A 24,811-nucleotide genomic window follows, 5' to 3' on the forward strand; every position below is an offset into this window, starting at 1 on the left:
CTTGGCCCACATGCCTGCGGAAAGCGGATCACTCGTCCGCCCGCCGCGCGCATCCCCTAGGTGACCGGCTGGGTCCTACGCTCCGGAACAACGGCTGCTGGATCGGTCATTCACCTGTCTGCACGACCGTACGACCGTACCGCGTACCCGGTACGGTCTCGTGAACCGAGGCACCCCGTCCATGGGTATCCCACCGATCCTGAACGTCTGCCGGCACGGCACGGACAACCGGGCGCCTGTCACCCTGGCCGGCGTCGGCCGGCTCACCAGAGCCGGCCGGGCCTTGGCCTTCGCCTTCGCCGGAATCCTGGTTCGTCCGCACGCGCGGGGCCGGGACGAGGCACGGCGGCCGCAGGAGCGACCGGTCACCGAGCACCGGGCACCACTCGGTGTCACCTTGGCGGACCGGCCTGACCAGCCGATCCCGGCCGCTCTCCGCTGCTGGGATCGGACGGACGCCGAAGACGGCCGCGGGGCGGCCGACGGCACCGTGCTCCTGACGCCGGTTCTCCCCTTGGGGGTGCGAACGGCGGCGAGGCTGATGGGACTTGATCACCGCTCCTGGACCCGGTGGTGACCATGGTCCCCGGCAGCCGGTCGGCGCGGATCCAGGCTCTCGTGGCCGAGCAGGCGGCCCTGCGCGGCGCCCGGGTCGGCGTCCTCGACGTGTGCACGGCGGCAGTGGCGGCACTGCCGGTCGGCGGGGCCGGGATGTCCGCGATGTCTCGCGACCGGGCGAGTCATCCGCTGTGCAGCACCGACTCCGTCAGTCAGCATCTGGAAGAACTCCAGCTCACCCTGGGCGAGGGACCGTGTGTGGACGCCTACGTCCTCGGCTCGACGGTCCTCTGCCCCGACCTGTTGGCCGGTGAACTCCCGCGACATTGGACGGTGTTCACCGACGCGGCCCTGGAAGCCGGTGCCAGAGCGGTCTTCGCCTTCCCCCTGCAGATCGGGGCCGTAAGACCCGGCGTACTCGACCTGTACTCCAGCAGTTCGGTCGAGCTGGACGCGGAGGAGGTGGCCGATGCGATGGCCTTCGCCGACGCCGCCACGCTGATTCTGCTCGATGCCCGGATCAGTGAGACGGGTGTCCCGTTCGACACCCACGCGCCCGACGCGGACGCGGCCGGCACCGACCGGCCGGACGCCGCACCCTTCGACGACCTGGGCGGATACCGCGCCGAGATCGACCAGGCCACCGGCATCCTCATGGTCCAGCTCGACGTCGGCTTCGAGGAAGCCTTCATCCGGCTGCGCGCCCACGCGTACGCCCGAGGGACACGGCTCTCGGTGGTCGCCGCCGACGTGGTCGCCCACCGGCTCCGCCTCCCCCCGGACACGGCTCCGTCCGACATCCAACCGCCGGATGCGCGACCACCCGACGAGGAGTCCTGATGCTCACGCCCCATACACAGAGGTGTGCACGATGAAGGAACAGCTCATGGCCCGGACGTTCGTCGAGCTCGCCGACAGTCTCGTCGCCGACTTCGACCTCATGGACTTCCTGCGTCTGCTCACCGACCGCTGCGTCGACCTGCTCGACGCGAGCGCGGCGGGCGTCCTGCTCGCCGACCGTGACGGCGTACTGCGCGTCATGGCCGCCTCCGACGAACGGGTGCGCCTCCTGGAACTCTTCCAGCTCCAGAACCACGAAGGCCCCTGCCTGGACTGCTTCCACACCGGAGTCGCGGTCACCGTCCACGACCTGCGCAACGAGGCAGCCCGCTGGCCCCTGTTCGCCGCCCAGGCTCAGCTCAGCGGTTTCAACGCCGTCCAGGCGCTGCCCATGCGCCTGCGCGACGAGGTCGTGGGCGCCCTCAACCTCTTCTACACCGCCCCGGCGCCCATCAGCCCCGCCGCCGCCCCCTTCGCCCAGGCCCTCGCCGACGTCGCCACCATCAGCCTGCTGCAACAACGCACCACCGAGCGCAACACGCTCCTCAACGAGCAGTTGCAGTCAGCCCTCAACAGCCGCGTCCTGATCGAACAGGCCAAGGGAAAACTCGCCGAGCGCCGCCACACGGACATGGAACAGGCCTTCACCACCCTGAGGGCCTACGCCCGCTCCCACAACCGCCGCCTCTCGGATGTCGCCCGCGCCTTCATCGACGAAACCGAATTCCTCCCCGGTCTCAGTTCCCGAAGTTTCTGAGCAGCCCTCTTCAAGAAGGGTTCGTCATGCCACTCGATCCCCCTCACGAGACTTCGCTCGACACCCCTGTACGCATCGACGACATCGACGAGGAGGAACTGAACGCGCTGGACGCCCACTGGCGGGCGGCGAACTACCTGGCCGTCGGCCAGATCTACCTCATGTCCAACCCCATGCTGACCGAGCCCCTGGCACCCGAGCACGTCAAGCCGCGGCTGCTGGGGCACTGGGGTACCTCACCCGGACTGAATCTGGTCCACACGCACCTCAACAGGGTCGTGAAGGAAAGGGACTTGGACGCGATCTGTGTCTGGGGTCCAGGTCACGGCGGGCCGGCCGTGGTCGCGAACTCCTGGCTGGAGGGCAGCTACACCGAGATGTACCCGGACATCACGCGGGACGCCGCCGGCATGGCCCGCCTCTTCCGGCAGTTCTCCTTCCCGGGTGGCATCCCGAGTCATGTCGCGCCCGAGACACCCGGATCGATCCACGAGGGCGGCGAGCTGGGCTACTCCCTCTCGCACGCCTACGGGGCCGCGTTCGACAACCCAGGGCTCCTGGTGGCCTGCGTGATCGGCGACGGCGAGGCCGAGACCGGCCCGCTGGCCGCCTCCTGGCACTCGAACAAGTTCCTCGATCCGGTACACGACGGTGCCGTCCTGCCGATCCTGCACCTCAACGGATACAAGATCGCCAACCCGACGGTCCTGGCGCGGATACCGGAGCCCGAACTCGACTCCCTGCTCAGGGGATACGGCCACGAGCCCCTCCATGTCACCGGGAACGACCCCCGCGCCGTCCACCGGGCGATGGCCCGCGCCATGGACGAGGCGTTGGACCGTATCGCCGCCTTCCAGCACGCCGCCCGCACCGAGGGCACCGACTCCGCCGTCACCGAACGCCCACGGTGGCCGATGATCGTGCTGCGCACTCCCAAAGGCTGGACCGGACCCGCCGAGGTCGACGGCCTCCCGGTGGAGGACACCTGGCGAGCGCACCAGGTGCCCCTGTCGGCCGTACGCGAAAACCCGGACCATCTGCGGCAGTTGGAGCAATGGCTGCGCTCCTACCGGCCGGAGGAACTCTTCGACGAGCAGGGACGCCCCCGGGCACAGGTCCTGGCCTGCGTCCCCGACGGCGCGCACCGTCTGGGCGCCAACCCGCACACCAACGGCGGTCTGCTGCTGCACGACCTGCCCCTCCCGCCCCTGGAACGGTTCGCCGTCCCGGTCGACAAGCCCGGCGCGACGGCGCACGAGCCGACCCGTGTCCTCGGCGACCTGCTGGCGCGGGTGATGGCCGGCACGGGCGAGCGGCGGGACTTCCGGCTGGTCGGCCCGGACGAGACGGCCTCGAACCGTCTCCAGGCCGTCTACGAGGCGAGCGGCAAGGCGTGGGAGGCCCAGGTACTACCGACGGACGAGCACCTGGAACGCGGTGGCCGGGTGATGGAGATCCTGTCCGAACACACCTGCCAGGGCTGGTTGGAGGGCTATCTCCTGACGGGACGGCACGGCCTGTTCTCCTGCTACGAGGCCTTCGTCCACATCGTCGACTCCATGGCGAACCAGCACATCAAGTGGCTGCGCGTCGCCCGCCGGCTCCCCTGGCGCCGCCCGATCGCCTCCCTCAACTACCTGCTCACCTCGCACGTGTGGCGTCAGGACAACAACGGCTTCTCCCACCAGGACCCCGGTTTCGTCGACCACGTACTCAACAAGTCCCCGGAGGTCGTGCGGGTCTACTACCCCCCGGACACCAACACCCTTCTGTCCGTGGCGGATCACGTGCTGCGCAGCCGCGACTACGTCAATGTCGTCGTCGCGGGCAAGCAGCCCTGCTTCGACTGGCTCGACCTCGACGCCGCCCGCGCGCACTGCGCCCGCGGCGCCGGGATCTGGTCCTGGGCCGGCACCGGGTCCGAGCGCGGCGAGCCGGACGTGGTGCTCGCCTGCGCGGGCGACGTGCCCACCCTCGAAGTGCTGGCCGCCGCCTCGCTGCTCCGTCTCCATCTGCCCGAACTCGCGGTACGGGTGGTCAACGTCGTCGACATCGCCCGGCTGCTGCCCGCGGAGGAACACCCGCACGGCATGTCCGAGAGCGAGTACGACGCGCTGTTCACCCCCGACAAGCCCGTCGTCTTCGCGTACCACGGCTATCCGTGGCTGATCCACCGGCTCGCCTACCGGCGCGCCAACCACCCGCACCTGCACGTGCGCGGCTACAAGGAGGAGGGGACCACCACGACCCCGTTCGACATGGTCGTACGCAACGACCTCGACCGATACCGGCTGGTCATGGACGTCATCGACCGGGTGCCCGGTCTCGCGGTCCGTGCGGCGGAGCTGCGGCAGCGGATGGTCGACGTCCGCTACCGCCATCACGACTGGATCCGCGCCCATGGGGCGGACCTGCCCGAGGTCGCCGATTGGACCTGGAGTCAGTGACCGTCCGGGTGCCGGAGATGCGGGTGGGCGACGCCTCCGCCGAAGACGCGAAGGCCGTGCTGGCCGCGCTCGCGAGCGGCCCCGACGGCCTGTCGGGGGGCGAGACAGGTGAGGCGGCCGCGCGGCTCGCGGCCGTCGGGCCGAACGCCGTACGCACGCACCACGTCCGGGTCTTGGCGCTCCTCGGGCGGCAACTGCGCAGCGCCCTGCTGATCCTGCTGGCGGTGACGGCCGGGGTCTCGTACTTCTTCGGCGAGCGGACCGGCGCGATCGTCATCGCGGGGATCCTGGTGCTGAGCGTGGCGCTGGGATTCGTCAACGAGTACCGGGCGGAGAAGGCGGCGCAGGCCCTGCACTCGCGGGTGCGGCACACGGCCGTCGTGGTCAGGGACGGTGCGGCCACCGAGGTCGATGTGACCGAGCTGGTGCCGGGCGATGTCGTACGTCTGACGCTGGGGCAGGTGGTGCCCGCGGACCTGCGTCTGCTGGAGTGCACGGCGTTCGCCTGCGACGAGAGCGTCCTCACCGGGGAGTCCGCCCCTGTCGACAAGACCCCGGAACCGGTCGCCGCGGGGGCGGCACTGGCCGAGCTGACCTCCTGCGCGCTGATGGGGACGGTGGTGCACGGGGGCGGCGCGACCGGAGTGGTCGTCGCCACCGGAGGCCGCGCCGAGTTCGGACGGATCGCCCTGGAACTGGGAGAACGGCAGCCGGAGACCGACTTCCAGGCGGGGCTGCGCCGCTTCTCCATGCTGCTCCTCAAGGTCGCCGCCGCCCTCACCACGGGGATCTTCGTCATCAACCTCCTGCTCCACCGGCCGCTGCTCGACGCCCTGCTCTTCTCGCTGGCCATCGCGGTGGGGATCACCCCGCAGCTGCTGCCCGCCGTGGTGAGCACGAGTCTGGCCACCGGCTCACGGCAGCTGGCGCGGCGCAAGGTCCTCGTCAAACGGCTGGTGTGCATCGAGGATCTGGGCGACATGGACGTCCTGGTCACCGACAAGACCGGCACGCTCACCGAGGGCCGCATCCGTTTCGAGGCGGCCCTCGACCCGGCCGGCGCACCCTCCGACACGGTGCTGACGCTGGGCCTGCTGGCCACCGAGGGCGGCCTCGACCACGTGGGCGGGAACGCGTTGGACAGCGCGCTGTGGCAGGCCACGGGCACACCCCCGGCCGGTCACCACCGGCTCGCGCTGCTGCCCTTCGACCACGACCGGCGGCTCGGCTCCGCGCTGGTCGAGCGCACGGACGGCAGCCGCCTGCTCGTGACCAAGGGGGCGCCCGAGGCGGTCCTGGCCCGCTGCGGTGACGTACCGGAGGAGGCCGCGGCGGTGCTCCAGGAACACTTCGCGGCGGGCAGCCGGGTCGTCGCCGTGGCCACCAGGGACGCGGACAGGCAGACGTCCCTCACCGCCGCCGACGAGTACCGGCTGCGCCTGGCCGGCTTCCTGGTCTTCCTCGACCCGCCCAAGACCGGTGCCGCCGCCTCCCTGAAACGCCTGGCCGACCTCGGCATCACCGTCAAGATCTGTACGGGCGACAACGCCCTCGTCGCGCAGAAGGTCTGTGCCGACCTCGGCCTGCCGCCCGGCCTGGCCCTGACCGGCCGGGACATCGGGGAACTGGACGACGAGCAGCTGACCAGGGCGGCCGGGACCACCACCGTCTTCGCCCGTGTCTCGCCCCAGGACAAGGCCCGGGTCGTACGGGCGCTGCGGCGCCGGGGCCGGGCCATCGGCTTCCTCGGCGACGGGGTGAACGACGCGCTGGCCCTGCACGCCGCCGACGTGGGGCTGTCCGTGGACACCGCGACGGACGTGGCCAAGGACGCGGCCGACGTCCTGCTCCTGGAGAAGGACCTCGGCGTCCTCGCCGACGGGGTCACCGAGGGCCGCCGGATCTTCGCCAACACCATCAAGTACGTCCTGATGGGCACCTCCAGCAACTTCGGCAACATGTTCAGCGCCGCCGGAGCCTCCCTGGTGCTGTCCTTCCTGCCGATGCTGCCCTCGCAGATCCTGCTCAACAACCTCCTCTACGACGCCGGGCAGTTGACCATCCCCACCGACCACGTCGACGCGGAGCAACTGCGGGCGCCCTCACACTGGGACATCGCCTTCATCCGCCGTTTCATGCTCTTCTTCGGCCCCGTCAGCTCCGTCTTCGACTTCCTCACCTTCGCGGTCATGATCGAGATCTTCCACACGGGCGCCGATCTGTTCCGCTCCGGCTGGTTCGTGGAGTCCCTCGCCACGCAGGCGCTGGTCGTCTTCGCGATCCGCACCCGCCGGGTGCCGTTCTACCGCAGCCGGCCCAGCCGCCCCCTGATGGTCAGCGCCATCGCCGTCGTCGCCGTCGGTGTCGCGCTGCCGATGTCACCGCTCGCGGAGCCGCTCGGCTTCCAGTCCCTGCCGCTCGGGCTCCTTCTCGCCCTGGCCCTGATGGTCGTGCTGTACCTGGTGCTGATCGAGGGTGCCAAGCACGTCTTCTACGCCCGTGCCGACGCGCGAGCGGCACATCCACCGCTGCGCCACCGAACGCGTCGGCACCGCATCCAGCGCCGGGCCGGCCGCTTCAGCCACCGCGGACCGCTGCGACCCCGGTGACTGCCACCGGGGCCATCAGAGGCACCGCGCAACATCGGCCGGCCGATCCGCGCCACCCGGCGGCGGCACGGTCAGCCGTTCAGTGACTCCTCGGCGTCCTTCCGTGTCGGCCAGTTGTCCCGTCGCTCCCGGGCCACCTCAGCACGGTTGCCGATCCGCTTGCCCCCGGAGCCGACCCGTTCCCCGCTCAGCGAGAAGGTGGGCGCGATGGCCGGTGCAGGGATGGCAGTTGACGGGATGGCGGGTTCGGGGATCACGACGCCCTCGGGCACCGCGGGCCTCGGGGTGCTCCGGGTGCTCCGGGTGCTCCGGGTGCTCCGGCTGGTCCGGTGAATGACCCGCCTGTCGGACGCGCCGTCGGTGTCCCTGCTCTGGTGCTCGAAGAACCGGAGCATCTCCACGGGGAACGGCATCACGAGGGTGCTGTTCTTCTCGGCGGAGACGTCCACCACGGTCTGCAGCAGGCGTAGTTGGAGGGCTCCGGGGGTGTCGGCCATGGTCGCGGCGGCGTCGGTCAGCCGCTGCGACGCCTCGAACTCGCCGTCGGCGGCGATGACCCGGGCACGGCGTTCCCGCTCCGCCTCGGCCTGCTTGGACATCGAGCGCATCATCGACTCCGGAAGGGCGATGTCCTTGATCTCCACGCGTTCGATGCGCAGGCCCCAGGGCTCCTCGGTGGGGGCGTCCATCACCTTCTTGAGTTCCGCGTTGATGTGGTCGCGGTCGGAGAGCAGCGTGTCCAGGTCGGCCCTGCCGATGACCGAGCGGAGCGACGTCTGGGCGATCTGGGAGACCGCGGCGGGGTAGTTGCGCACGTTCACCAGGGCTTTGACGGGGTCGATGACCTTGAAGTAGACGACCGCGTCCACGGTGAGTGTCACGTTGTCGGCGGTGATGGACCCCTGCGGCGGGATACCGAGGACCTCGGTCTGTACGGACACCTTCCGCATCCGGTCCCCGATCGGCCGGATGACCCGCAGGCCGGGCCCGCGGATGTCCGGCAGCAGGCGCCCGAAGCGGAACACCACACCCTTCTCGTACTGCTGGACGTTGCGCACGCTGAGGGCGAGCAGGACGAGCCCGGCCACGGCGAACACCACCAGCACGGTGATCAGAACACCCATGATTCCCACATTCCTTACGTCGATGACGGCCCCGGACCCGAGCGGTCCGGGAGGCACACGGCACAGGAGGACCCCGGCCTGTCGTCCGAGAGGCGGCCGGGGTCTCGGGCTGCTGTCGAGGCGCTGTCGGCTCCTGGGGTCGCGTGTCCGCGGCCACCACCGACTCCTGAGGTCGCGTGTCGGCTGAAGGTCGTATGTCGGCTGAAGGTCGTATGTCGGCTGACTCTTGAGGTCGCGTGCCGACGGTCACCACGCGCGGTCACAGGGTCCCGCGTGCTCGGCTGTCTTCTTCATCCGAGGGACCACTGCCGTCTTCATCCGAAGGGCCACGGTGCCGGGGAAGGACCGGCTCCACAGCCCTCATCTCGCCGTCGGCGGAGCGGAAACGACCGGGATCTGCGGGCGGGCGTCCGACTCGTGGACCGTAGGGTCCCCGTCGGCGTCCCAGGCCGCCTGAACGGCCCGGTCGGTCTCCGAGACCGTGCGCAGGCTCGCCGCCTCCACCATCAACCGGACCGCGTGCGAGGTGCGCAGGCAGTCCTTCCCGGCGGCCATCAGCCAAAGAGCCGAGGCGGGAGTCGGCTGTACCTGCCCACGTACGGGCACCGCGCCCGGGACAGCCGGACGGTACGGGTGATCCGCCAGGCCGCCGGTGACCCGACCCCCCAGCGGATCGAGCACGGCCGTCGGCGAGGAATCAACGGAAGCGAAAGGCCTCCGGCATGACGGAGAGGAGGGAGAGAAGGGAGAGGAGGGAGTGCTTTCGGGGATCGGCGTGGGGGTAGCGGTCGCATTCATGACACGAACCCGGCTCCGGACCGACCGAAACCGGCCCGAGGTGATCAAATCGCCGAAAGCGACACGGACATGGGAGCCGGTGCGCGGAATACCCTCGGTAGCACCGAGCGTACTCCGCCGAGGGTCCGGACGACTCCGCGTCCGGACAACACGGCTGCCGCAGGACGGGGAACGAGGACCCCGCCGCGCCCGGCCGAGGCCACCGCGGCACCACCGACCTCCACCGACTTCCACCGCTCAAGGCTGCGCCGCTCGGTACCGGACGGAAGGCGCCGACGGCCCTCTACCGGTGCGGTGACAGCATCCGCGGGCCCACGGCATCCCTGGGTACCACGGGCCCACAACCGATCCGACAGGCACCGTCAACGGACAGCGGTGTCCCACCCCGTGCTGTCCTTCACAGCGGTGTCCATGCTGTCCATGAGCCACCCGGCCTGCGCCTCCGTGGCCGCGGGCGGTACGACCAGCAGGTCCCACCGGCCGCGACCGGGCGCCAGCAGGCAGACGGTGGACGGGGCGTGCCGGCTGGTCGTCCGACGCAGGCGTACCACCTGGTCGGCGACGAACAGCCGGCCCGGGAAGGAGGCCCATACGGCCTCGCCCACAAGGACACTGCTGACGTGCCCCCAGGCGGCCGGCAGTCCGCCCAGCAGTTGGGGCAGTTCGGACGTCAGATCGGTCGAGCGGGGCCACCAGGCGCCGTCGATGTGCCGGGGCAGGTGGCCCTGTGCCGGTCGGGCCCTCAGACGCAGGCGGAGGGCGGACGACGAGAGCGGGGGCCGGGGCGGGGGAACGAGTGTCATGAGAACTCCTGAAGGAGACATGGTCGATCGGGTTCACACGCGGCGGGCGGCGATACGTTCGGGGGTGGGCCAGCGCACGTCCCTGACCCAGCCGAGGCGTTCGAAAAGGCGGATGACGGCGGCGGAGGGGTCGAGCTGGCCACGGTCGACGCCGTGCCGGGCGCTGGTGGGGTCGGCGTGGTGGAGGTTGTGCCAACTCTCGCCGAAGGAGACCAGGGCCAGAGGCCACAAGTTGGTGGCGCGGTCGTGGCGACGGGTGCGAAACGGACGCTCGCCGATCACATGGCAGAGGGAGTTCACGCTCCAGGTGACGTGGTGGAGCAGGGCGATGCGGACAAGTCCCGCCCACAGCAGGGCGGTCAGAGCGGATGTCCAGGTGCCGCCGATCAGTCGGCCCGCGGCCAGGGGGAGGACGAGGGTGAGCACGCACAGGGCCGGGAAAGCCCTGGACACGGCGCGGATGTCGCGGTCGGCGACGAGGTCGGGAGCGTAACGCGCGGCGGACGTGGGGTCGTTGCGGAACAGCCAGCCGACGTGGGCGTCCACCAGACCCCGTAACTGGCCGCGCACGGAGGTGCCGTAGCGGTACGGAGAGTGCGGATCGCCCGGCCGGTCGGTGAAGGCGTGGTGGCGGCGGTGGATGGCGACCCAGCCGATCACGTCTCCCTGGAAGCTCATCGACCCGGCGGTCGCGAGCGCGATGCGCAGTGGCCGTACGGCCCGGTAGCCGCCGTGGGTCAGGCCCCGGTGGAAGCCGACGGTGACGCCGAGGCCCGTGACCGTGTAGAGCACCGCGGCGAGCAGGACATCGACAGGATGGATCAGGCGCCCCCAGAGCAACCAGCCGGCCAGGCCGAGTGCCAGGAACGGCAGGAAGACGATCAACGCCGTGATCGTCAGAGACAGGCGTTCGTTGCCGGTGCGCTCGCACGTCGTTCCGCGGCGCGGGAAAGGTGCCCTCCCGTCGTACTCCAGGAGGGGCGGGGCGATGTCCGGCTGAGTGGCGGACGGGGGACGCGGAGACGGGAAAGACATGGGCGGTCCTTGACCTCGGTGACGACAGTGCGGCCGGGGTCTTGGGCAGCGCCTATTCGACGGCGGGTGGATGGGTGCGAGCGGCGGGCGGTCCGCTGAAGTCGGGGCAGGAGCGGAGTGGACCCGCGGCGTGCGGGGCGTCCTCTGTGAGGTGCGGTTGTGAGGTGCGGTCGCGCGTGAGGTGCGGTCGCGTCTTCCTTTCCCGGGGGCCCGCGACGCTGCTCGTCCCCGGCGAAAGGCGACCGGCGCGCGTCCGCGACGCGCCGAACCGCTTCACAGTCCGCGGCGACCGTACGGACTTGCACCCGGCCCTGCTCGTGCGTGACCTCGGAACGGGGTGGGCGGCGCGCGGCTTCGGATGTCACGGGGCGGAACCTGCCCGGACCTGGTCGGCCCGCGTCTCTGCTGCGACGAGGACGAGGCCTGTGTGATCACCGGCGTACGAGGTGCCCCCGACGTCGTGAGCCTACTCCTGCCGGTACGACGGCCGCGGCAGGAGGAGGAGAAGGAGTACGGTGAAGACACCGAGGGCATTTCGCACACCGGCTTCCACGCCGGGTCGTTCCCGGCGAACGGCGAAACCCGGGCCGCAACTTCTGGAGCGGCCCGGAGACGGGTCCTCATCATGACCGCGACCTTCGAAGCAACTCTGCCGCGGCTCGCACCCGTCGCGGCGCCTCCCGCCCGTCTCGTACTGAAGGCCGACGCCCGATCCCGCGGGCTCCTGGACGGCGCCTGGTGGCCGCGCTCCCGCGACCTGCTGCGCGAACTGCCGGCACTGACCGATGCGTTGGACCCCCTGTGGGGCCGCATCACCCACGTCGCCGTCAACCCCGAGCACTGGCCGGTCATCCCGCACAAGGTGCCCGTCAACGGCCATGTCGTGAAGGTCGGCTGGTTCACTCCGGAGATCGACCCGCACAAGCTTCTTCTCCTGTCCTACGGCACCGGCCGCTGGGACCTGCTGGTGATCCCGCCCGAGACCGACCCGGAAGCAGCCGCACGTCTCATGACGGCGGCATCCGAATACGGCGGCCCGCCACTGACAGCGAGCGCGCTCATCACCGCCGACCGGGCCCTGCACGACGTTTCCCCCGTCCCCAACCAGGTGCGGGACGCGGAGAGGACATGGGAGTCCGAGGGCGGCGCCTCGCAGGTCACTGCGGCCGTCCCGAAGCAGGCCAGCCGACTGATCATCGGCATGTGAGGTGCGCGTCGGCTGAAGAGCCGCCTCCGGACCCTGCTCCAGGCCACTGCCAATTCGCCGCAGAACGCGAAGGCCAGCCCGCTGCCGGCGCGCCACGTGCTCAGCCCACTCGGTCCATCGAGCCCGTCGAGGATTCCTCACCGGGCCCGACAAATGTGGCCGCGCACAGCGTCGTCCAGCCGGCCTTCGAGGCCGATCCGAGCCGTACTGCGTAGAAACGAGGGGCCGAGCCTGCGGACTCCGAGCCCGGTATCGGATCGGAACCCGCAAACCGCCCAGAGTCGGCTGGAGCAATCGGAAGTGGAGGCGGGCCGTCCTCCTGTCCGGTCTTCGCAGGCGGATACTTTTCCATCACCTCTAGCGCTTCTACACCTGCGCGCTCAGCGCTCGGGCAAGCATGATCCCAAGAATGTAGAAGCCCTCACGGCACGCCAGGTTCTCCGAGACCTGGGACACGCGCGTCCACCCCTGGCGACGCAGGACCTGACCGTGACGGCGCCCAGTAACCGATTCCCTCGGCAGCGGAACAGACCAGTGCCCCGGATGTGGCACTGGCCGGTGATGACCGGTGCCCGCGCGATCGGCTCTCGTCCGTCTTCTCAGCCGATGCCGGTGACCTGGAGGGCGGTGGTCCAGTTGGTCTTGATGGCGCTGCGGGCGGCGGACAGGGTGATGGTGCCGTTGCAGACGGCGTTCTTGAGTTTGGTCTCGGTGCCGTCCTTGGTGTAGGCGGTCTTCGTCCCGGAGTACGGCTCCGGCCACAGGTTGCCCGGGTCGCGGGGGGACCCGCCGAGTTCCAGGGGTACGAGGTGGTCCTCCTCGTAAGACGACATGCTGGTGTCGGCGTAGCCGTAGTCGATGATGCCCTGGGCCTTGAGCGGGTTGGTGTAGGAGGTGGGCGGGCGGACGGTGGAGGTCCAGCCGGACACGCAGATGGTGCTGCCGATGGTGGACTGAGTGACATCCGGGTTGTAGGCGCCGGGGGTACAGCTGGAGTCGGGCAGTGGCAGGTACGCGTGGGAGCAGGTGCTGGCGTTGGCCGTGCCGGCGCTGACGCCGACGATGAGGCCGCTGAGGGTGAGCGCGAGGACGGAGCCGCCGACGGCGGATATTCGGGTGATGGAACGCATGGGGGTCTCCCTGGAGGACTGCCCCGGCGAGGATCGTCGGAGTCGTGTCCATGACACCCCATGGCGCGCTACGCGGGTAGATGTTGAAGGGTGAATTCGCTGTAATCGAACGGTTTCTGAAGGGTCAACACACCGTTCGGGCCCGTGCTGGGCACGCTGTGCCGCCCAACGGTGCGGCGACTGCGTACGATGGCGGCTGGCGGTGCGTGACTCCCGCCATCCGTGTTGGCTGATGGAACCTCAGCGCGAGCGACGTCGACGGCCACTTCCGCATCCCGCTGCCGCCGGGCGCCGACATCTTCCGCCCGGACAGTCTCACCGGCGCAGTTGGTCTGGCCCGAGGGGCCGTCGCTAGCTCGGTGGCGCGGCCACGTCCCGATCATGGCCCTCCGGCCGGAAGGAGACCTGGCGCGGAGCCGCCCCGGCAAGTTCGCCGGGGCGGCTGTTGCGATCGGGGTCTGTCGATCAGGGGCTGTCCTCGCCGCCCCCCGCGCCGCCGTTGGCGAGCCATTGCGCGTAGGCGATGGCGGCCAGGCGGGCCGAGAAGGCGTTGTCACGTGCGGTGGCGGTCGTGACGGTGACGGTGCCTGCGGTCGCGGTGAGACCCGAAGTCGGCGTGTACATCGCCTCGTTGAAGACCGACCCGCTGGGGGCCGAGGCGACGGCGAACACCGGGTGTGCCGTTCCGCCGGAGAAGGACGTCGAGATGTAGTCGCCGACCATGGTGCCCTGCGTGGTGCTCGCCAGCCAGGAGTGGGTCATCGGTCCGGCCAGTTGGGTCGGCGCCGTCCAGGTGCTGCCGGCGTCGGTCGAGGAGACATATCCGACGTCCAACTGGCAGTTGGCAGCGGTGCAGTTGGCGACCGGGTGGTAGTAGTACGTCAGCGCCAGGTGCGCGGTGCTGCCCGAGGTGGCCGGGTCGACGGCGAGGCCGGGGATGAAGTGGTCGACTGTGCTGGTCGTCGCGTCGACCGGGATGCGGGTCACCGACGACCAGGTGGTGCCGTTGGTGCTCGTCGCCAACACGATGTCGTTGGAGGTGCAGGAGCCCCCGCTGGCGCGGAAGCGGCAGTCCTGCCAGACCACGTACACCTTGCCGGCGGCGTCGATCTCGGCGGAGGGCAGCGGCCCGCTGCGCAGGCTCCCGTGCACGGTGAACGTACTGACGGTGGCCACGGTGGTGGCGTTGGTCCAGGAACTGCCGCCATTGGAGGAGGTGAAGGCGCGGATCGCGGTCTCCGAGGCGTTGGCGATCGGGACCACCACGGTGCCGTTCGGCTGGACGACAGGCTGCCCGCCCAGACCGGTGGCGCTGTTGCCGGTGTTCTTCGAGGCACCCCAGGTGAGCCCTCCGTCGGAGGAGGTGGTCATCTTGATGCGGTCGCCGTCGCCGTTGTTGTCGTACTCGGTGTAACAGTTGCCGTAGAAGGCGCTCGTGGCGGTGTTGTCGCAGACGATCCAGTTCTTGTCGAGGCTCGAACCGGTCGCGGTGACCACGGGGTTGCTCCAGGTCAGTCCGCCGTCGGTCGAGCGGCTGGTGTAGACCTCAGGCACGGTGACGGACGAGGTGATGGGGATGGTGGAGATCAGCCAGGCGTTGTGCTTGGCGTCATAGGTCACCGACGCGTCGCTGACCCTCTGGAAGGTGCCGCCCGCCTGTGTGGTGATCCCCGGCAGGAAACCCTTGGTCCAGGTGGCGCCGCCGTTGGTCGAGGTGGCGAAGCCGACGTTGGAGGCGCCGCCGTCGGTGAACCGGCCGACCTGGAAGGCGGAGACGATCGTGGAGCCGTAGGAGAACGTGTCCGGCTCGACCTCGGTGGCGTGCTGGCTGGTGGAGTTGGTGTAGGGATCGGCGCTGATCTGAGTGAGGGCCGGCGCGGCGCTGGCGGTGGTCGTCGACAGGGCCAGCGCGCCGGCCGCGAGGGCCACCGTCACCAGGCCGGGTCTCGCCAGGCGCTGGAGCAGGGATGCCAGGGACATGATCCGTTCCCTTTCACAGAAGGGGCACGTCCGGCATCGGTGCGTGGCGAAGCGGGGTCGGGAGCATGCCACGTACGCACGTCCGCACTGTGAGGGAGGGCGGAGCCCGGCCGAACCGAACATCGTGCAGGACGTGCTGAAGGACGTCGACACTCTGCTGCGCAATCATGGCCATGTCAACGCGTTCCCTCGCAACATCACCTGAATCAGGGGGACTTGACGTCCTCTTGACTCTCAGACACCTCGATGGCCCGCCTTGCGCACCACGTTTCGCGGCAGCCTGTGCGACGCGGACAGCATCACCGCAGGACCGCCGTCCAGGCCTTGGCCGCACCGCCCCGGCAACACGCCTGCCCTCGAGGCGACCCATGTCTCACCCATCGGCGCCAAGGGCCGTCCGGCGCGGGACGGCTCCTGTCCGCCAGCGCGGCCGATCCGATCTTCTTCCCGGTGCGGATGCGGTAGCGGGCCACCCACTCGTTCCCGATGAACCCGACCACCGCGGCGATGGCCACAGCCCACAGGTGCGTGATGCCGTGCGGGTTGAGCAGCCGGTCAACGGCCTCGTAGGCGGCCAGCGCGGACGAAGCGGCGATGGTCAGCACGATGACGATGCCGGCCAGGTCCTCGGCGCGGCCGTAGCCGTAGGTGTAACGGCGGTTCGCCGCGCGGCGGCCGAGGACGAACGCGATGCCCAGCGGGACGGCGGTCAGCGCGTCCGCAGCGTTGTGGATGGTGTCGCCCAGCAAGGCCACCGACCCGGACAACGCGACGACCCCGGCCTGGACGACGGTGGTCAGTCCAAGGATGCCGAGCGACAGCCAAAGGGCCCGCATGCCCTCCCGGGAGGTCTCCAGCACCGAGTCGACCTTGTCCATGGCCTCATGGCCGTGCGGGGTGACCATGTGCCCGAACTGGTGACGTATCCGAGCCCACCGGCCGCTCCCGTCGCCATGGTCGTGGTTTCATGGCCGGGGTCGTGATCGCCGTGGCCGTGCCGGTGCTCGTCCGGGCCATGCCCGCGGTGCCCGCCGTCCGCGTGCGGGTGGCGGTGACGTTCGCCGTGGTCGTGACGGTGGCCGAGCCCGTCGTGGCCGTGTGGCTCGTGCGTGTGCACCTGGCCCGGCTGCGGCTGGCCGGACTGGTGACCACACGCAAGGAGGGGCGCCGAGTGGTCTACGGCCTGCGCCACGGGCACCTGCGGCGCCTGGTCGACGAGGCCCTGAACGTGGCGGACCACCAGATCGGCCACCTGCCACCCCACGACTGACCATTCGCCGCTACTGCCGAGGGTGTGGTCAGTCGTGGGGGTCGGGGCGGTGGACGGGGCCGTGTGTGTCGGCGCAGTGCGGCTCCTGGTCATCGCCGGCCGCGGCGGTGATCTGCAGGAGTTCCGGAACGTCTTCACCGAGGTGGTCGATCTGCGGTGTGGCTATGCGCATGGTGAGCCCGTCGACCGGTCCGCGCCCAGGTTGCCCGCCGTTGCCCGGACCCCGGCCGCCTGCCGCCGCGGCTGAGCCGCCTGGGAAAATCGTGCGGTGCCCACCGTGAAAGAGTTTTCCCGCCAGTCCCTGCTCCGCCGAGGTTTCGTCCTGGAGTACGCCACGCTCGGCTGGAACGTGGTCGGCATCGGGGTGCTGGCCGCGGCCGCCGTCTCCGCCCGCTCGGTGGCCCTGGCCGGCTTCGGCCTGGACTCGCTGATCGAGATCGGCGCGTCCACCGTGGTGATCTGGGAGCTCTCCGGGACCGGCGAGTCCCGTCAAAAGCGCGCGCTGCGGCTGATCGGAGTCGGCTTCGCATTGCTCGCGCTCTACCTGCTCGCGCAGTCCACCGTGGTGCTGGCCACCGGCTTCCACCCACGCCACTCCCTTCTCGGCATCGCCTGGACCGCAGTGACCGCCGTCGTGATGTTCGCCTTGGCGGCAGGCAAGGCCCGCACCGGAACAGCGCTCGACAACCCGGTGCTCAAGACCGAAGGCCAGGTCACCCTCATCGACGGCCTGCTCGCCACCGCCGTTCTCGCGGGACTGGTCCTCAACTCCCTGGCCGGTCTTTGGTGGGCCGACCCGCTCGCCGGTTACGTGCTGGTCTACTACGCCGTCCGCGAGGTGTGGGAGATCTTCTCCGGCGAGCACTGACCGCCTGTCCGGCTCGATGATCCGCAGCCGGACGAACTGGGTCAGGGCGAACGGGCACGCTCCTCATCGGGGCGCGGCACCCCCTGTTCCGCGCTGTAGGCAGTGCGGTGCCCGGCACGGGCTGTCAGGCCTGAACCGGGCACCGCAGTTTTGGATGCCGGGTCAGCCGGTGGCGGCGTCGAGGATGAGGTCGGTGACGGCGTGGGGGTGGCCGACCATGGCGGCGTGGGAGCTGTTGATCTCGATGGTGTGGGCGTTGGCGCGGGCTGCCATGGCGCGCTCGGCGGCCGGGGGGATGGTGTGGTCGTTGCGGGCGATCAGGTACCAGGACGGGATGGTCTTCCAGGCGGGTGTGCCTGCGGGCTGGGAGAGGGTGGTGAAGGCGGCGGGGCGTTGTGCGGCGGCCATCTGCGCGGCCTGGTCGGCGGGTAGGTCCTGGGCGAAGAGCTGCCGGAAGTAGGCGGTGTCGATGTAGGCGTCGGCGTCGCCGGTGGCGGCGCCGGGGAAGGGGCGGGCGGTGATGTGCTGCAGCAGTTCGGTGGTTCCGCCGCCGAGGGTGGTGGCCTGGGCGACGGTTTCGCCCTGGTCCGGGGCGTAGGCGGCGATGTAGACCAAGGCTTTGACCGCTGGGTCGCCGGTGGCGGCGCCGGTGATGACGGCGCCGCCGTAGGAGTGGCCGACGAGGATGACGGGGCCCGGGATGGTGGCGAGGAACGACTTGAGGTACTCGGTGTCGCCAGACAGGGAGCGCAGCGGGTTGGCCGGGGCGTAGACGGTGTAGCCGCGCTTTTGCAGGGCGTGGATGACGGCGTTCCAGCCGGAGGCGTCGGCGAACGCGCCGTGTTCCAGCACGATGGTGGGCTTGGGTCTGACCGTTTCGGTGTGGTCGGCGTTCGAGGCTGCGGCGGGGGTGAGGGTCAGGCTGACGGCGAGCAGCGTGGTCAGTGCGGCGACGGGGCCGGCCTTACGCGGGACGCGTCGGATGGTGCGGAACAGGTGCGCCATCGGGTTCTCCAGCTGAGGCGGGGTGTCGGGGCGGGTTGGGGCTACTTGGTGAATCGCTGTACGAAGGTGAGAGCGGTCTCGGCGACGTCGCGCCAGCCTCGGTCGATGGTCAGCGAGTGCCCGCGGTCCGGGATTTCGGTGAACTCGGTGAGGCCGGGGTTGTGGAGCTGGCGCTTGTAGGCGGCCGCGGAGATGGCGTGCGGGACGGTGTGGTCCCTCTCGCCGGAGACGACCAGCAAGGGGCCTCGGTCGGGGTTGTCGACGTCGACCTTGGCTTCGGTCCAGGGGTTGAAGTTCGCGGTGGCGGCCTGGAAGAGCGGTGCTCCGGGCGCCGGGACCGCGTAGGTGTCGTGAAGCTGTCGAGCCTCGTCCTCGCCGACGGCGTTGGCGAAGGCGTAGCGGAACTGCTCGAAGGTGAGGGGCACGGCACGGTGCCGGTTGGCGGGGTTGCCCAGAACGGGCAGGGAGGAGCGCAGGGCGGAGACGGGCAGCGGCAGGACACCGCGGAAGGGCGCCGCGTCGATGGCGACGGTGGCGGCTGCCAGCCCGCGGCCGGCGACGATCTGGGCGAGGAGACCGCCGAAGGAATGGCCGATGACGGCGGGCTTGCGGTCGAGGAGTCCGATGACGGCGCTGTAGTGGTCGGCGACCTGGCCGACCGACTTGTTCGCGAAGACCTCCGGGTGAGCGGCGGCCTCCTCGACCGTGTCCGGGTCGTCGGGCCAGCCCGGCGAGAGCGGGGCGTATCCGGCGGCCTCGAACAGCGCCGCCCAGCGGTCCCAGCTGTTGGGCAGGAGCCAAAGGCCGTGGATGAAGACGACGGGTGTGCGGCCCGAGGCGTTGGCCTCGGCAATGCGCTCCAGGGTGGCGGCGGGGATCTGGGCGGGGTGATCGGACATGCGGGGCTCCTCGAAGCAGGTGTTGGGCGGAAGACCGGGGCACCGGCGTGCGGTACGGCGGAACGCGCGGGCCGTGCGGTGCCCCGGGTGCGGTCGGGCAGGTGAGGTGGTTCAGCTCGTGATGAAGGCGAGCAGGTCGGCGTTGAACGCCTTCTCGAAGTCGCCGACCAGGCCGTGCGGGGCGCCCGCGTAGACCTTGAGCTGTGCGTCCTTGACGAAGTTGACGGTCTGCAGGGCGGCGGCCTGGATGGGGACGATCTGGTCGTCGTCGCCGTGTGCGACCAGGACGGGGATGTCGATGCTCTTGAGGTCCTCGGTGAAGTCGGTCTCCGAGAACGCCTTGATGCAGTCGAGGGCGCCCTTGATGCCGACTTGCATGCTCATCAGCCAGAACGCGTCGCGCAGGCCTTGGGAGACGTTCGCGCCGTCACGGTTGGCGCCGTAGAACGGGGAACTGAGGTCCTGGTAGAACTGCGAGCGGTCGGCGGCGACGCCGGCCCGGATCGCGTCGAAGTTCTCGATGGGGGTGCCTTCGGGGTTCGCGGCGGTCTTGAGCATCAGTGGTGGGACGGCACCGAGCAGGACGGCCTTGGACACCCGCGAGGTGCCATGGCGGCCGAGGTAGTGGGCGACCTCGCCACCGCCGGTGGAGTGACCGACCAGGACGGCGTCGGTCAGGTCGAGCTGCTCGATCAGCTCAGCAAGGTCGTCGGCGTACTGATCCATGTGGTTGCCGTCCCAGGTCTGGGAGGAGCGGCCGTGTCCGCGGCGGTCGTGAGCGATGGCCCTGAAGCCGTGCGAGGCGACCAGGTTGGCCTGGTTGTCCCAGGCGTCGGCGTTCAGCGGCCAGCCGTGGCTGAAGACGACCGGGCGCCCGCTGCCCCAGTCCTTGAAGAAGATCTCGGCGCCGTCGCGGGTGGTGATGGTGGGCATGCTGGTCCTCCGTGAGCGAACAGGTGTCGGTGGGGTGGGGCCGGCACGGTGGTCGGCCGGCGCTGTCACACCGGGTGGTCCGTCGTGCTTGGTGCCCTCAATCTCCCGTGCCGGGCCCAGCGCAGGATTGAGTCATCCGACTGTGCCTGCCGCTTGAGTCGTCGTCCCGGCCGGTGCTGAGCCTTGAGTCGTACGGGAGCGGTACGACTGCCGGAGGGCTTGGAGGCAACGTCCCGTCGTGGCTGGTCATTACGATGGGATCGGGGAGGGGCAGCCGCTGCGAGCGGCTGGGGGAGGAACGACATGGTTCTGGTTCTCGACACCGCGGACGTACCGGAGCGCGATCGGGGCGAGGCCGTCCGCGCCGCGATGCTGACCGCCACACCGGCCTGCAGACTCCACCATCAGGACTCCGGCAGCAGTCCTCGCGCCCGGATCGACCTGTGGCACTTCGGGGATGCCTTCCTGTGGCGGCACGACGGGACGGGCATGCGGATGACCCGCACCCCCACGCACATCCGTCGGGACGCACCCGAGACCGTCGCGCTGGCGCTTCAGGAGTACGGCCGGGCCCGCCGCACCCAGGCCGAGCACACACTCGACCTCGGCCGCGGCGACCTTCTGCTTTCTGATCTCACCGCCCCCTACGACTACGTCTGGTCCGGTCTCGGCTGCGCCAGTGCTCTGTCCGTCCCCTACGACCGGCTCGGGCTGCCGGTCGACCTGGTGCGCCGCGCCGCCCCCAGACTGCACGCCAGCGCGCTGTTCCCGCTGGTCCGCCACCACCTGGCCACGCTCACGAGGCAGGCCGACGCTGTCAGTCGTGACGGCCAGGCGCCGGCCGTCGGTGAGGCGAGCATCGCCCTGGTCCGCGCCCTGCTCGCATCCACCGACAGCGAGCACAGGGACGCGGCCGCAGCCCTGGATGACACATTGCCCGCCCAGATCAATGCCTACATCGAAACTCATCTGCGTGACCCGGAGCTACGGCCCGCGGTGATCGCCGCCGCGCACAACATTTCGCTGCGTCAGCTCTACCGGCTGATCCAGCCACCAGACACGACTCTTGAGCAGTGGATCGTCACCAGACGCCTGGCCGGAGCCCGGACCGATCTTGCCCGCTCGCGGGAGCGGCGTTCGATCACGGATGTCGCCCGCTCCTGGGGCTTTCGCGATCCCTCTCACTTCACGCGGCGATTCCGGGCGGCCTACGGCCTCACCCCACGCGAATGGCGCCGGGTCACCACCGAGGAACGCGAAGCCTCCTAGCCGGCACGACTCGCCTCCCTGGCCGCGAGTCGCTCCGGTCCGACCGTGCCTGCCTCTCTGACAATCAGCCTCACCATGACGGCCATTGTGGCAAATCCGGCACTGCGTGCCGGAGCCGTCCGCCCCGTCGTACGTTCTCCCTGCCGACGCCGCTTTACGCGCTCGGCGAGCGTCGTACACCACGCCCACACCCCGGCGGAGCAGCCCGTGAATGGCCCCCTGTCCCAGTCCGTGCCGTTTGGCGGCAGCGAGAGCGACCTCGTGGGAAGACAGAGTGAGAGGGCACTGCTGGAGCAGTTGCTCGATCAGGCGGCGAACGGGCAGGGAAACGCGCTGGTCCTCAGCGGTGGGGCCGGTATCGGGAAGTCCGCTCTGCTTGCCTGGGCCTGCGCCGATGCCACCCGCCGGAACATGACCGTGCTCACCGCCCTGGGCGTCGAACCCGAGAGCCAGATGCCCTTCGCGGGACTTCACCAGCTCCTGCTCCCGCTCCGACGGCACGCGCACCGGCTGGAGCCGGGTCAGCGCCGGGCCCTGCGCACCGCCTTCGACGCGCAGGGTACTGTCCCCGACCTGTTCAGCGTCGCACTGGCCACCCTGGAGCTCCTGACGGAGTGCGCCGCCCTTACCCCCGTGGTGGCGGTCGCCGACGACACCCAATGGATCGACCGGCCGAGCGCCGACGTGCTGGCCTTCGTGGCCCGCAGGGTGACCACCGACCCCGTCCTCATCCTCACCGCCTCACGCACCGGCCACCCGGACCCCCTCAGAGGCGGCGGCCTGCGTGAGATATCCCTGCATCCGCTGGAATCCACCGCCGCGCAAGCACTCCTCGCGGCAAGCGCCCCACAACTGACCGACACCCAGCGCTCCCTGATCCTGAGCCAGTCGGCCGGCAACCCGCTGGCCCTGGTCGAACTCCCCAAATCCCTGATCCGATCCAACCCGTCGGCCGGGCAACCCCGCGGCCTTCTCCCACTCAACGAGCGTCTCGAGCGGGCCTTCGGGATCCGCTACACCGATCTGCCCGCGGACAGCAGGACGCTCCTCCTCGCAGCATCCGCCGACACCAGCTGCGACCTGCCCCAACTGCTGCGCGCCGCGGCGATCGCCGGCGGCACACCCGTCGGTACCGGGGCGCTCCAGCCCGCCGTCGACAAGTCCCTCATCGGTCCGGACACCCTGCGCGTCCAGTTCCGCCACCCGCTGATCCGATCCGCGGTCTACACCCGGGCCACGGTCGCCGAACGGCTGGCGATCCACGCGGCGCTGGCCGTCGTCCTTGAGACCGACCCGGACCGGCAGGTCTGGCACCGGGCCGCCGCCACCCTGGGAACCGACGAAGACGTCGTCTCCGACCTGGAGGCATTCGCGGCAAGGGCCCGGCCGCGCGGCGCCGTCACCATCGCCGTCACCGCCCTCGAACGCGGATCCGACCTGACCGCCGCTCCTGGGCGACGCACCTCGCTCCTGCTGCGGGCCGCGGAGCTCGCCAGCGAACTCGGAGAACGTACAGCCGCCGCCGAACTCGTCCAACGCTCCGACCCGTCGCTGATGGGCCCGGAGGACCGCGGCCGCCTGGCTGTCGTCCAAGAGATCGTCGACCCGGGCGAGATGCTCGACGAAGCCCGTATCCGCACTCTCCTGGAAGCCGCCGGTGCCGCCCGGGCCAGTGGCCACCCCGACCTGGCCGCCGACCTGCTGTGGCGGGCCGCTTCACGGTGCTGGTGGGGCAACCTGCCCACTGATCTGCGCACGGCCGTCGCGCAAGAGGTCGACCACCTTGGCCTGCCCCCTGACGCCCCCCGCACCCTGGCAGTCCTGGCCTACGCCCTTCCGCGGACGCACGGAAACGCGGTACTCAGCCGCATGTCCACCCTGACCCCCGACCGGTCCGATCCCGACGTCATGCGCTTCCTCGGCGGCGCCTCCCTCATCCTCGGAGACTTCCATACGGCCTCGTCCTACATGAGCGTCGCCGCCGACACCTGCCGCTCCCAGGGTCGTCTCGCCCTCCTGGCGCGCACGCTCGGCGCGGGAAGCTGGGGCAGGATCTGGACCGGCGAGTGGGACCGTGCCCGCTCCGAGAGCGAAGAAGCCGCGGCGCTCGCGAAAGAGACCGGCGAGACCTTCTGGGCCACCTCCGCCACCACCAACCTTGCGATGCTCGCGGCCCTGCGCGGCGAGCACGACATCGCCCTGACGCTCGCGCAGAACGCACAGGACAGCCTCAACGTCACGGGTGTGCGCTTCCTTCTCAACAGCATCCAGCAAGTCCGCGCCGTCACGGCGATCGGCACCGGCCGCTATGAGGAGGCATTCGACATCCTGCGACGCCTCTTCGACCCCGCCGAAGCCACCTTTCACGAAATGCGCTGGTGGGTCGCCCCCGACCTCGCCGACGCAGCCGCCCACACAGGACGACAGGACGAGGCTCGGATCATCTTGGCCGGCCTCCAGCACCTCGCCGACCAGCTTTCCTCACCCATGATCCAGATGTGCCTGCACTACACCCGGGCCGTCCTCGCCGACGACGACAACGCTGAACTCCCTTTCAAGCAAGCGCTGGCAGGCGACCCGAGCCGATGGCCGCCCTACCGCGCACGCCTCCTTCTCGCCTACAGTCGCTGGCTTCGCCGCAGGCGCCGTACCGTCGAATCCAGGGGACCCTTGCGCGAAGCAAGGGATATCTACGACACCCTCGGCGCACCACGCTGGAGCGACCACACTCGTCAGCTACTGCGCTCCGCGGGCGAAAGCAGCACCCCACGATCACCATCTGCCCGTGACCGCCTCAGCCCGCAAGAACTCCAGATCGCCACACTCGCTGCCACCGGCTTGACCAACCGCCAGATCAGCCAGCGTCTCTACCTCTCCCACCGCACCATCGGCTCCCACCTCTACCGGATCTTCCCCAAGCTCGGCATCACCACCCGAACACAACTCGCCGACGCGCTCAGCTCCTTGGAGCCCACGGTCCGATAGGTCCCGTCGCATCGCCAAGGCCGGTGCCCATCTGCAACTACCGCGGATCTCTGTACGGCTGGCCTGGTCGGCGTGGCGCGTATACGCAGGATCGCGACGACCGTCTCATGACCGCCATCGCATGAGGGGCGGCAACCGAACGGGCCACCACCCCGTGCGGTCCCGCCCATCTCCCCCGCTCTCCTGGCCAGCACGTCCGCGGCGGGCTTCAGCCAGAGCGACGTCGGGTTCCAGAGATTGTCGCCATCCCTGCTGCTGCCCTCGGAGACCGAGAGTCCATGTCAGGTCAGGTCC

Annotated in this window: 19 protein-coding genes and 1 pseudogene; 9 read left to right on the top strand and 11 right to left on the bottom strand. The window is 70.1% G+C overall.

The window, feature by feature from the left end:
- The first annotated feature begins 579 nt into the window (after positions 1-579).
- Genes ACIQRL_RS28415 through mgtA form a run of 4 tightly spaced genes read left to right on the top strand, consistent with a single transcriptional unit; the run spans position 580 to position 7,211 of the window.
- Entirely contained in the window at positions 580-1,398 is an 819-nt protein-coding gene (locus tag ACIQRL_RS28415) for a GAF and ANTAR domain-containing protein (RefSeq protein WP_401337049.1), read from the top strand.
- A gap of 31 nt (positions 1,399-1,429) precedes the next feature.
- Entirely contained in the window at positions 1,430-2,155 is a 726-nt protein-coding gene (locus tag ACIQRL_RS28420) for a GAF and ANTAR domain-containing protein (protein ID WP_401336868.1), read from the top strand.
- A gap of 26 nt (positions 2,156-2,181) precedes the next feature.
- Complete coding sequence (locus ACIQRL_RS28425) at positions 2,182-4,602, top strand: phosphoketolase (protein WP_401336870.1); 2,421 nt, start codon at positions 2,182-2,184, stop codon at positions 4,600-4,602.
- Positions 4,584-7,211 carry a magnesium-translocating P-type ATPase gene (gene mgtA, locus ACIQRL_RS28430; RefSeq protein ID WP_401336872.1) on the top strand — a complete coding sequence of 876 codons (2,628 nt, stop codon included), beginning with the start codon at positions 4,584-4,586 and terminating at the stop codon, positions 7,209-7,211. Before ACIQRL_RS28425 ends, mgtA begins: the two co-directional genes overlap by 19 nt.
- A gap of 71 nt (positions 7,212-7,282) precedes the next feature.
- On the opposite strand, the gene ACIQRL_RS28435 is transcribed toward mgtA, so the two are convergent.
- The 4 genes from ACIQRL_RS28435 to ACIQRL_RS28450 all read right to left on the bottom strand — a co-directional run bounded on the left by ACIQRL_RS28435 (position 7,283) and on the right by ACIQRL_RS28450 (position 10,971).
- The gene (locus tag ACIQRL_RS28435) at positions 7,283-8,335 is read right to left on the bottom strand and encodes a slipin family protein (protein WP_401336874.1); all 1,053 of its coding nucleotides are present in this window, start codon (positions 8,333-8,335) and stop codon (positions 7,283-7,285) included.
- Between the two features lie 360 nt (positions 8,336-8,695).
- Positions 8,696-8,890 carry a hypothetical protein gene (locus ACIQRL_RS28440; protein WP_401336876.1) on the bottom strand — a complete coding sequence of 65 codons (195 nt, stop codon included), beginning with the start codon at positions 8,888-8,890 and terminating at the stop codon, positions 8,696-8,698.
- Between the two features lie 605 nt (positions 8,891-9,495).
- Complete coding sequence (locus tag ACIQRL_RS28445) at positions 9,496-9,936, bottom strand: DUF5994 family protein (protein WP_401336878.1); 441 nt, start codon at positions 9,934-9,936, stop codon at positions 9,496-9,498.
- A gap of 33 nt (positions 9,937-9,969) precedes the next feature.
- On the bottom strand, positions 9,970-10,971 hold the full coding sequence (locus ACIQRL_RS28450) for an acyl-CoA desaturase (protein ID WP_401336880.1): 1,002 nt from the start codon (positions 10,969-10,971) through the stop codon (positions 9,970-9,972).
- 625 nt (positions 10,972-11,596) lie between these two features.
- Between ACIQRL_RS28450 and ACIQRL_RS28455 the strand changes: the two genes are divergently transcribed.
- Complete coding sequence (locus tag ACIQRL_RS28455) at positions 11,597-12,178, top strand: DUF5994 family protein (RefSeq protein WP_401336882.1); 582 nt, start codon at positions 11,597-11,599, stop codon at positions 12,176-12,178.
- Positions 12,179-12,777: 599 nt separating this feature from the next.
- On the opposite strand, the gene ACIQRL_RS28460 is transcribed toward ACIQRL_RS28455, so the two are convergent.
- The 3 genes and pseudogenes from ACIQRL_RS28460 to ACIQRL_RS28470 form a co-directional block, all read right to left on the bottom strand.
- Positions 12,778-13,308, bottom strand: a complete 531-nt coding sequence (locus ACIQRL_RS28460; protein WP_401336884.1) for a hypothetical protein — start codon at positions 13,306-13,308, stop codon at positions 12,778-12,780.
- Between the two features lie 465 nt (positions 13,309-13,773).
- A complete protein-coding gene (locus ACIQRL_RS28465; protein WP_401336885.1) occupies positions 13,774-15,288 on the bottom strand; it encodes a sialidase family protein in 1,515 nt (504 codons plus the stop codon).
- Between the two features lie 317 nt (positions 15,289-15,605).
- Positions 15,606-16,348: pseudogene (locus ACIQRL_RS28470) on the bottom strand (cation diffusion facilitator family transporter); the annotation flags it as partial.
- Here ACIQRL_RS28470 and ACIQRL_RS28475 point away from each other — a divergent pair.
- Positions 16,256-16,558: a winged helix-turn-helix domain-containing protein gene (locus tag ACIQRL_RS28475; protein ID WP_401336886.1), complete on the top strand. Its 303-nt coding sequence runs from the start codon at positions 16,256-16,258 to the stop codon at positions 16,556-16,558. The pseudogene ACIQRL_RS28470 and the gene ACIQRL_RS28475 overlap by 93 nt on opposite strands.
- A 28-nt stretch (positions 16,559-16,586) precedes the next feature.
- Here ACIQRL_RS28475 and ACIQRL_RS28480 read toward each other — a convergent pair whose 3' ends face one another.
- Positions 16,587-16,730 carry a hypothetical protein gene (locus ACIQRL_RS28480; protein WP_401336888.1) on the bottom strand — a complete coding sequence of 48 codons (144 nt, stop codon included), beginning with the start codon at positions 16,728-16,730 and terminating at the stop codon, positions 16,587-16,589.
- 105 nt (positions 16,731-16,835) lie between these two features.
- On the opposite strand from ACIQRL_RS28480, the gene ACIQRL_RS28485 reads away from it, so the two are divergent.
- Positions 16,836-17,426, top strand: coding sequence for a cation transporter (locus ACIQRL_RS28485; RefSeq protein ID WP_401336890.1), 591 nt, complete (start codon positions 16,836-16,838; stop codon positions 17,424-17,426).
- Positions 17,427-17,588: 162 nt separating this feature from the next.
- Here ACIQRL_RS28485 and ACIQRL_RS28490 read toward each other — a convergent pair whose 3' ends face one another.
- The 3 genes from ACIQRL_RS28490 to ACIQRL_RS28500 all read right to left on the bottom strand — a co-directional run bounded on the left by ACIQRL_RS28490 (position 17,589) and on the right by ACIQRL_RS28500 (position 20,263).
- On the bottom strand, positions 17,589-18,431 hold the full coding sequence (locus ACIQRL_RS28490; protein WP_401336891.1) for an alpha/beta hydrolase: 843 nt from the start codon (positions 18,429-18,431) through the stop codon (positions 17,589-17,591).
- 41 nt (positions 18,432-18,472) lie between these two features.
- A complete protein-coding gene (locus ACIQRL_RS28495; protein ID WP_401336893.1) occupies positions 18,473-19,330 on the bottom strand; it encodes an alpha/beta hydrolase in 858 nt (285 codons plus the stop codon).
- 111 nt (positions 19,331-19,441) lie between these two features.
- On the bottom strand, positions 19,442-20,263 hold the full coding sequence (locus tag ACIQRL_RS28500; RefSeq protein ID WP_401336895.1) for an alpha/beta fold hydrolase: 822 nt from the start codon (positions 20,261-20,263) through the stop codon (positions 19,442-19,444).
- 303 nt (positions 20,264-20,566) lie between these two features.
- Between ACIQRL_RS28500 and ACIQRL_RS28505 the strand changes: the two genes are divergently transcribed.
- Both ACIQRL_RS28505 and ACIQRL_RS28510 read left to right on the top strand, forming a co-directional pair.
- Complete coding sequence (locus tag ACIQRL_RS28505) at positions 20,567-21,532, top strand: helix-turn-helix domain-containing protein (protein WP_401336897.1); 966 nt, start codon at positions 20,567-20,569, stop codon at positions 21,530-21,532.
- A 75-nt stretch (positions 21,533-21,607) separates the two neighbouring features.
- Positions 21,608-24,517, top strand: coding sequence for an ATP-binding protein (locus ACIQRL_RS28510; RefSeq protein ID WP_401336899.1), 2,910 nt, complete (start codon positions 21,608-21,610; stop codon positions 24,515-24,517).
- Positions 24,518-24,811 lie beyond the last annotated feature (294 nt).

Source organism: Streptomyces sp. NPDC091209 (assembly GCF_044757755.1).
Taxonomy (GTDB): domain Bacteria; phylum Actinomycetota; class Actinomycetes; order Streptomycetales; family Streptomycetaceae; genus Streptomyces.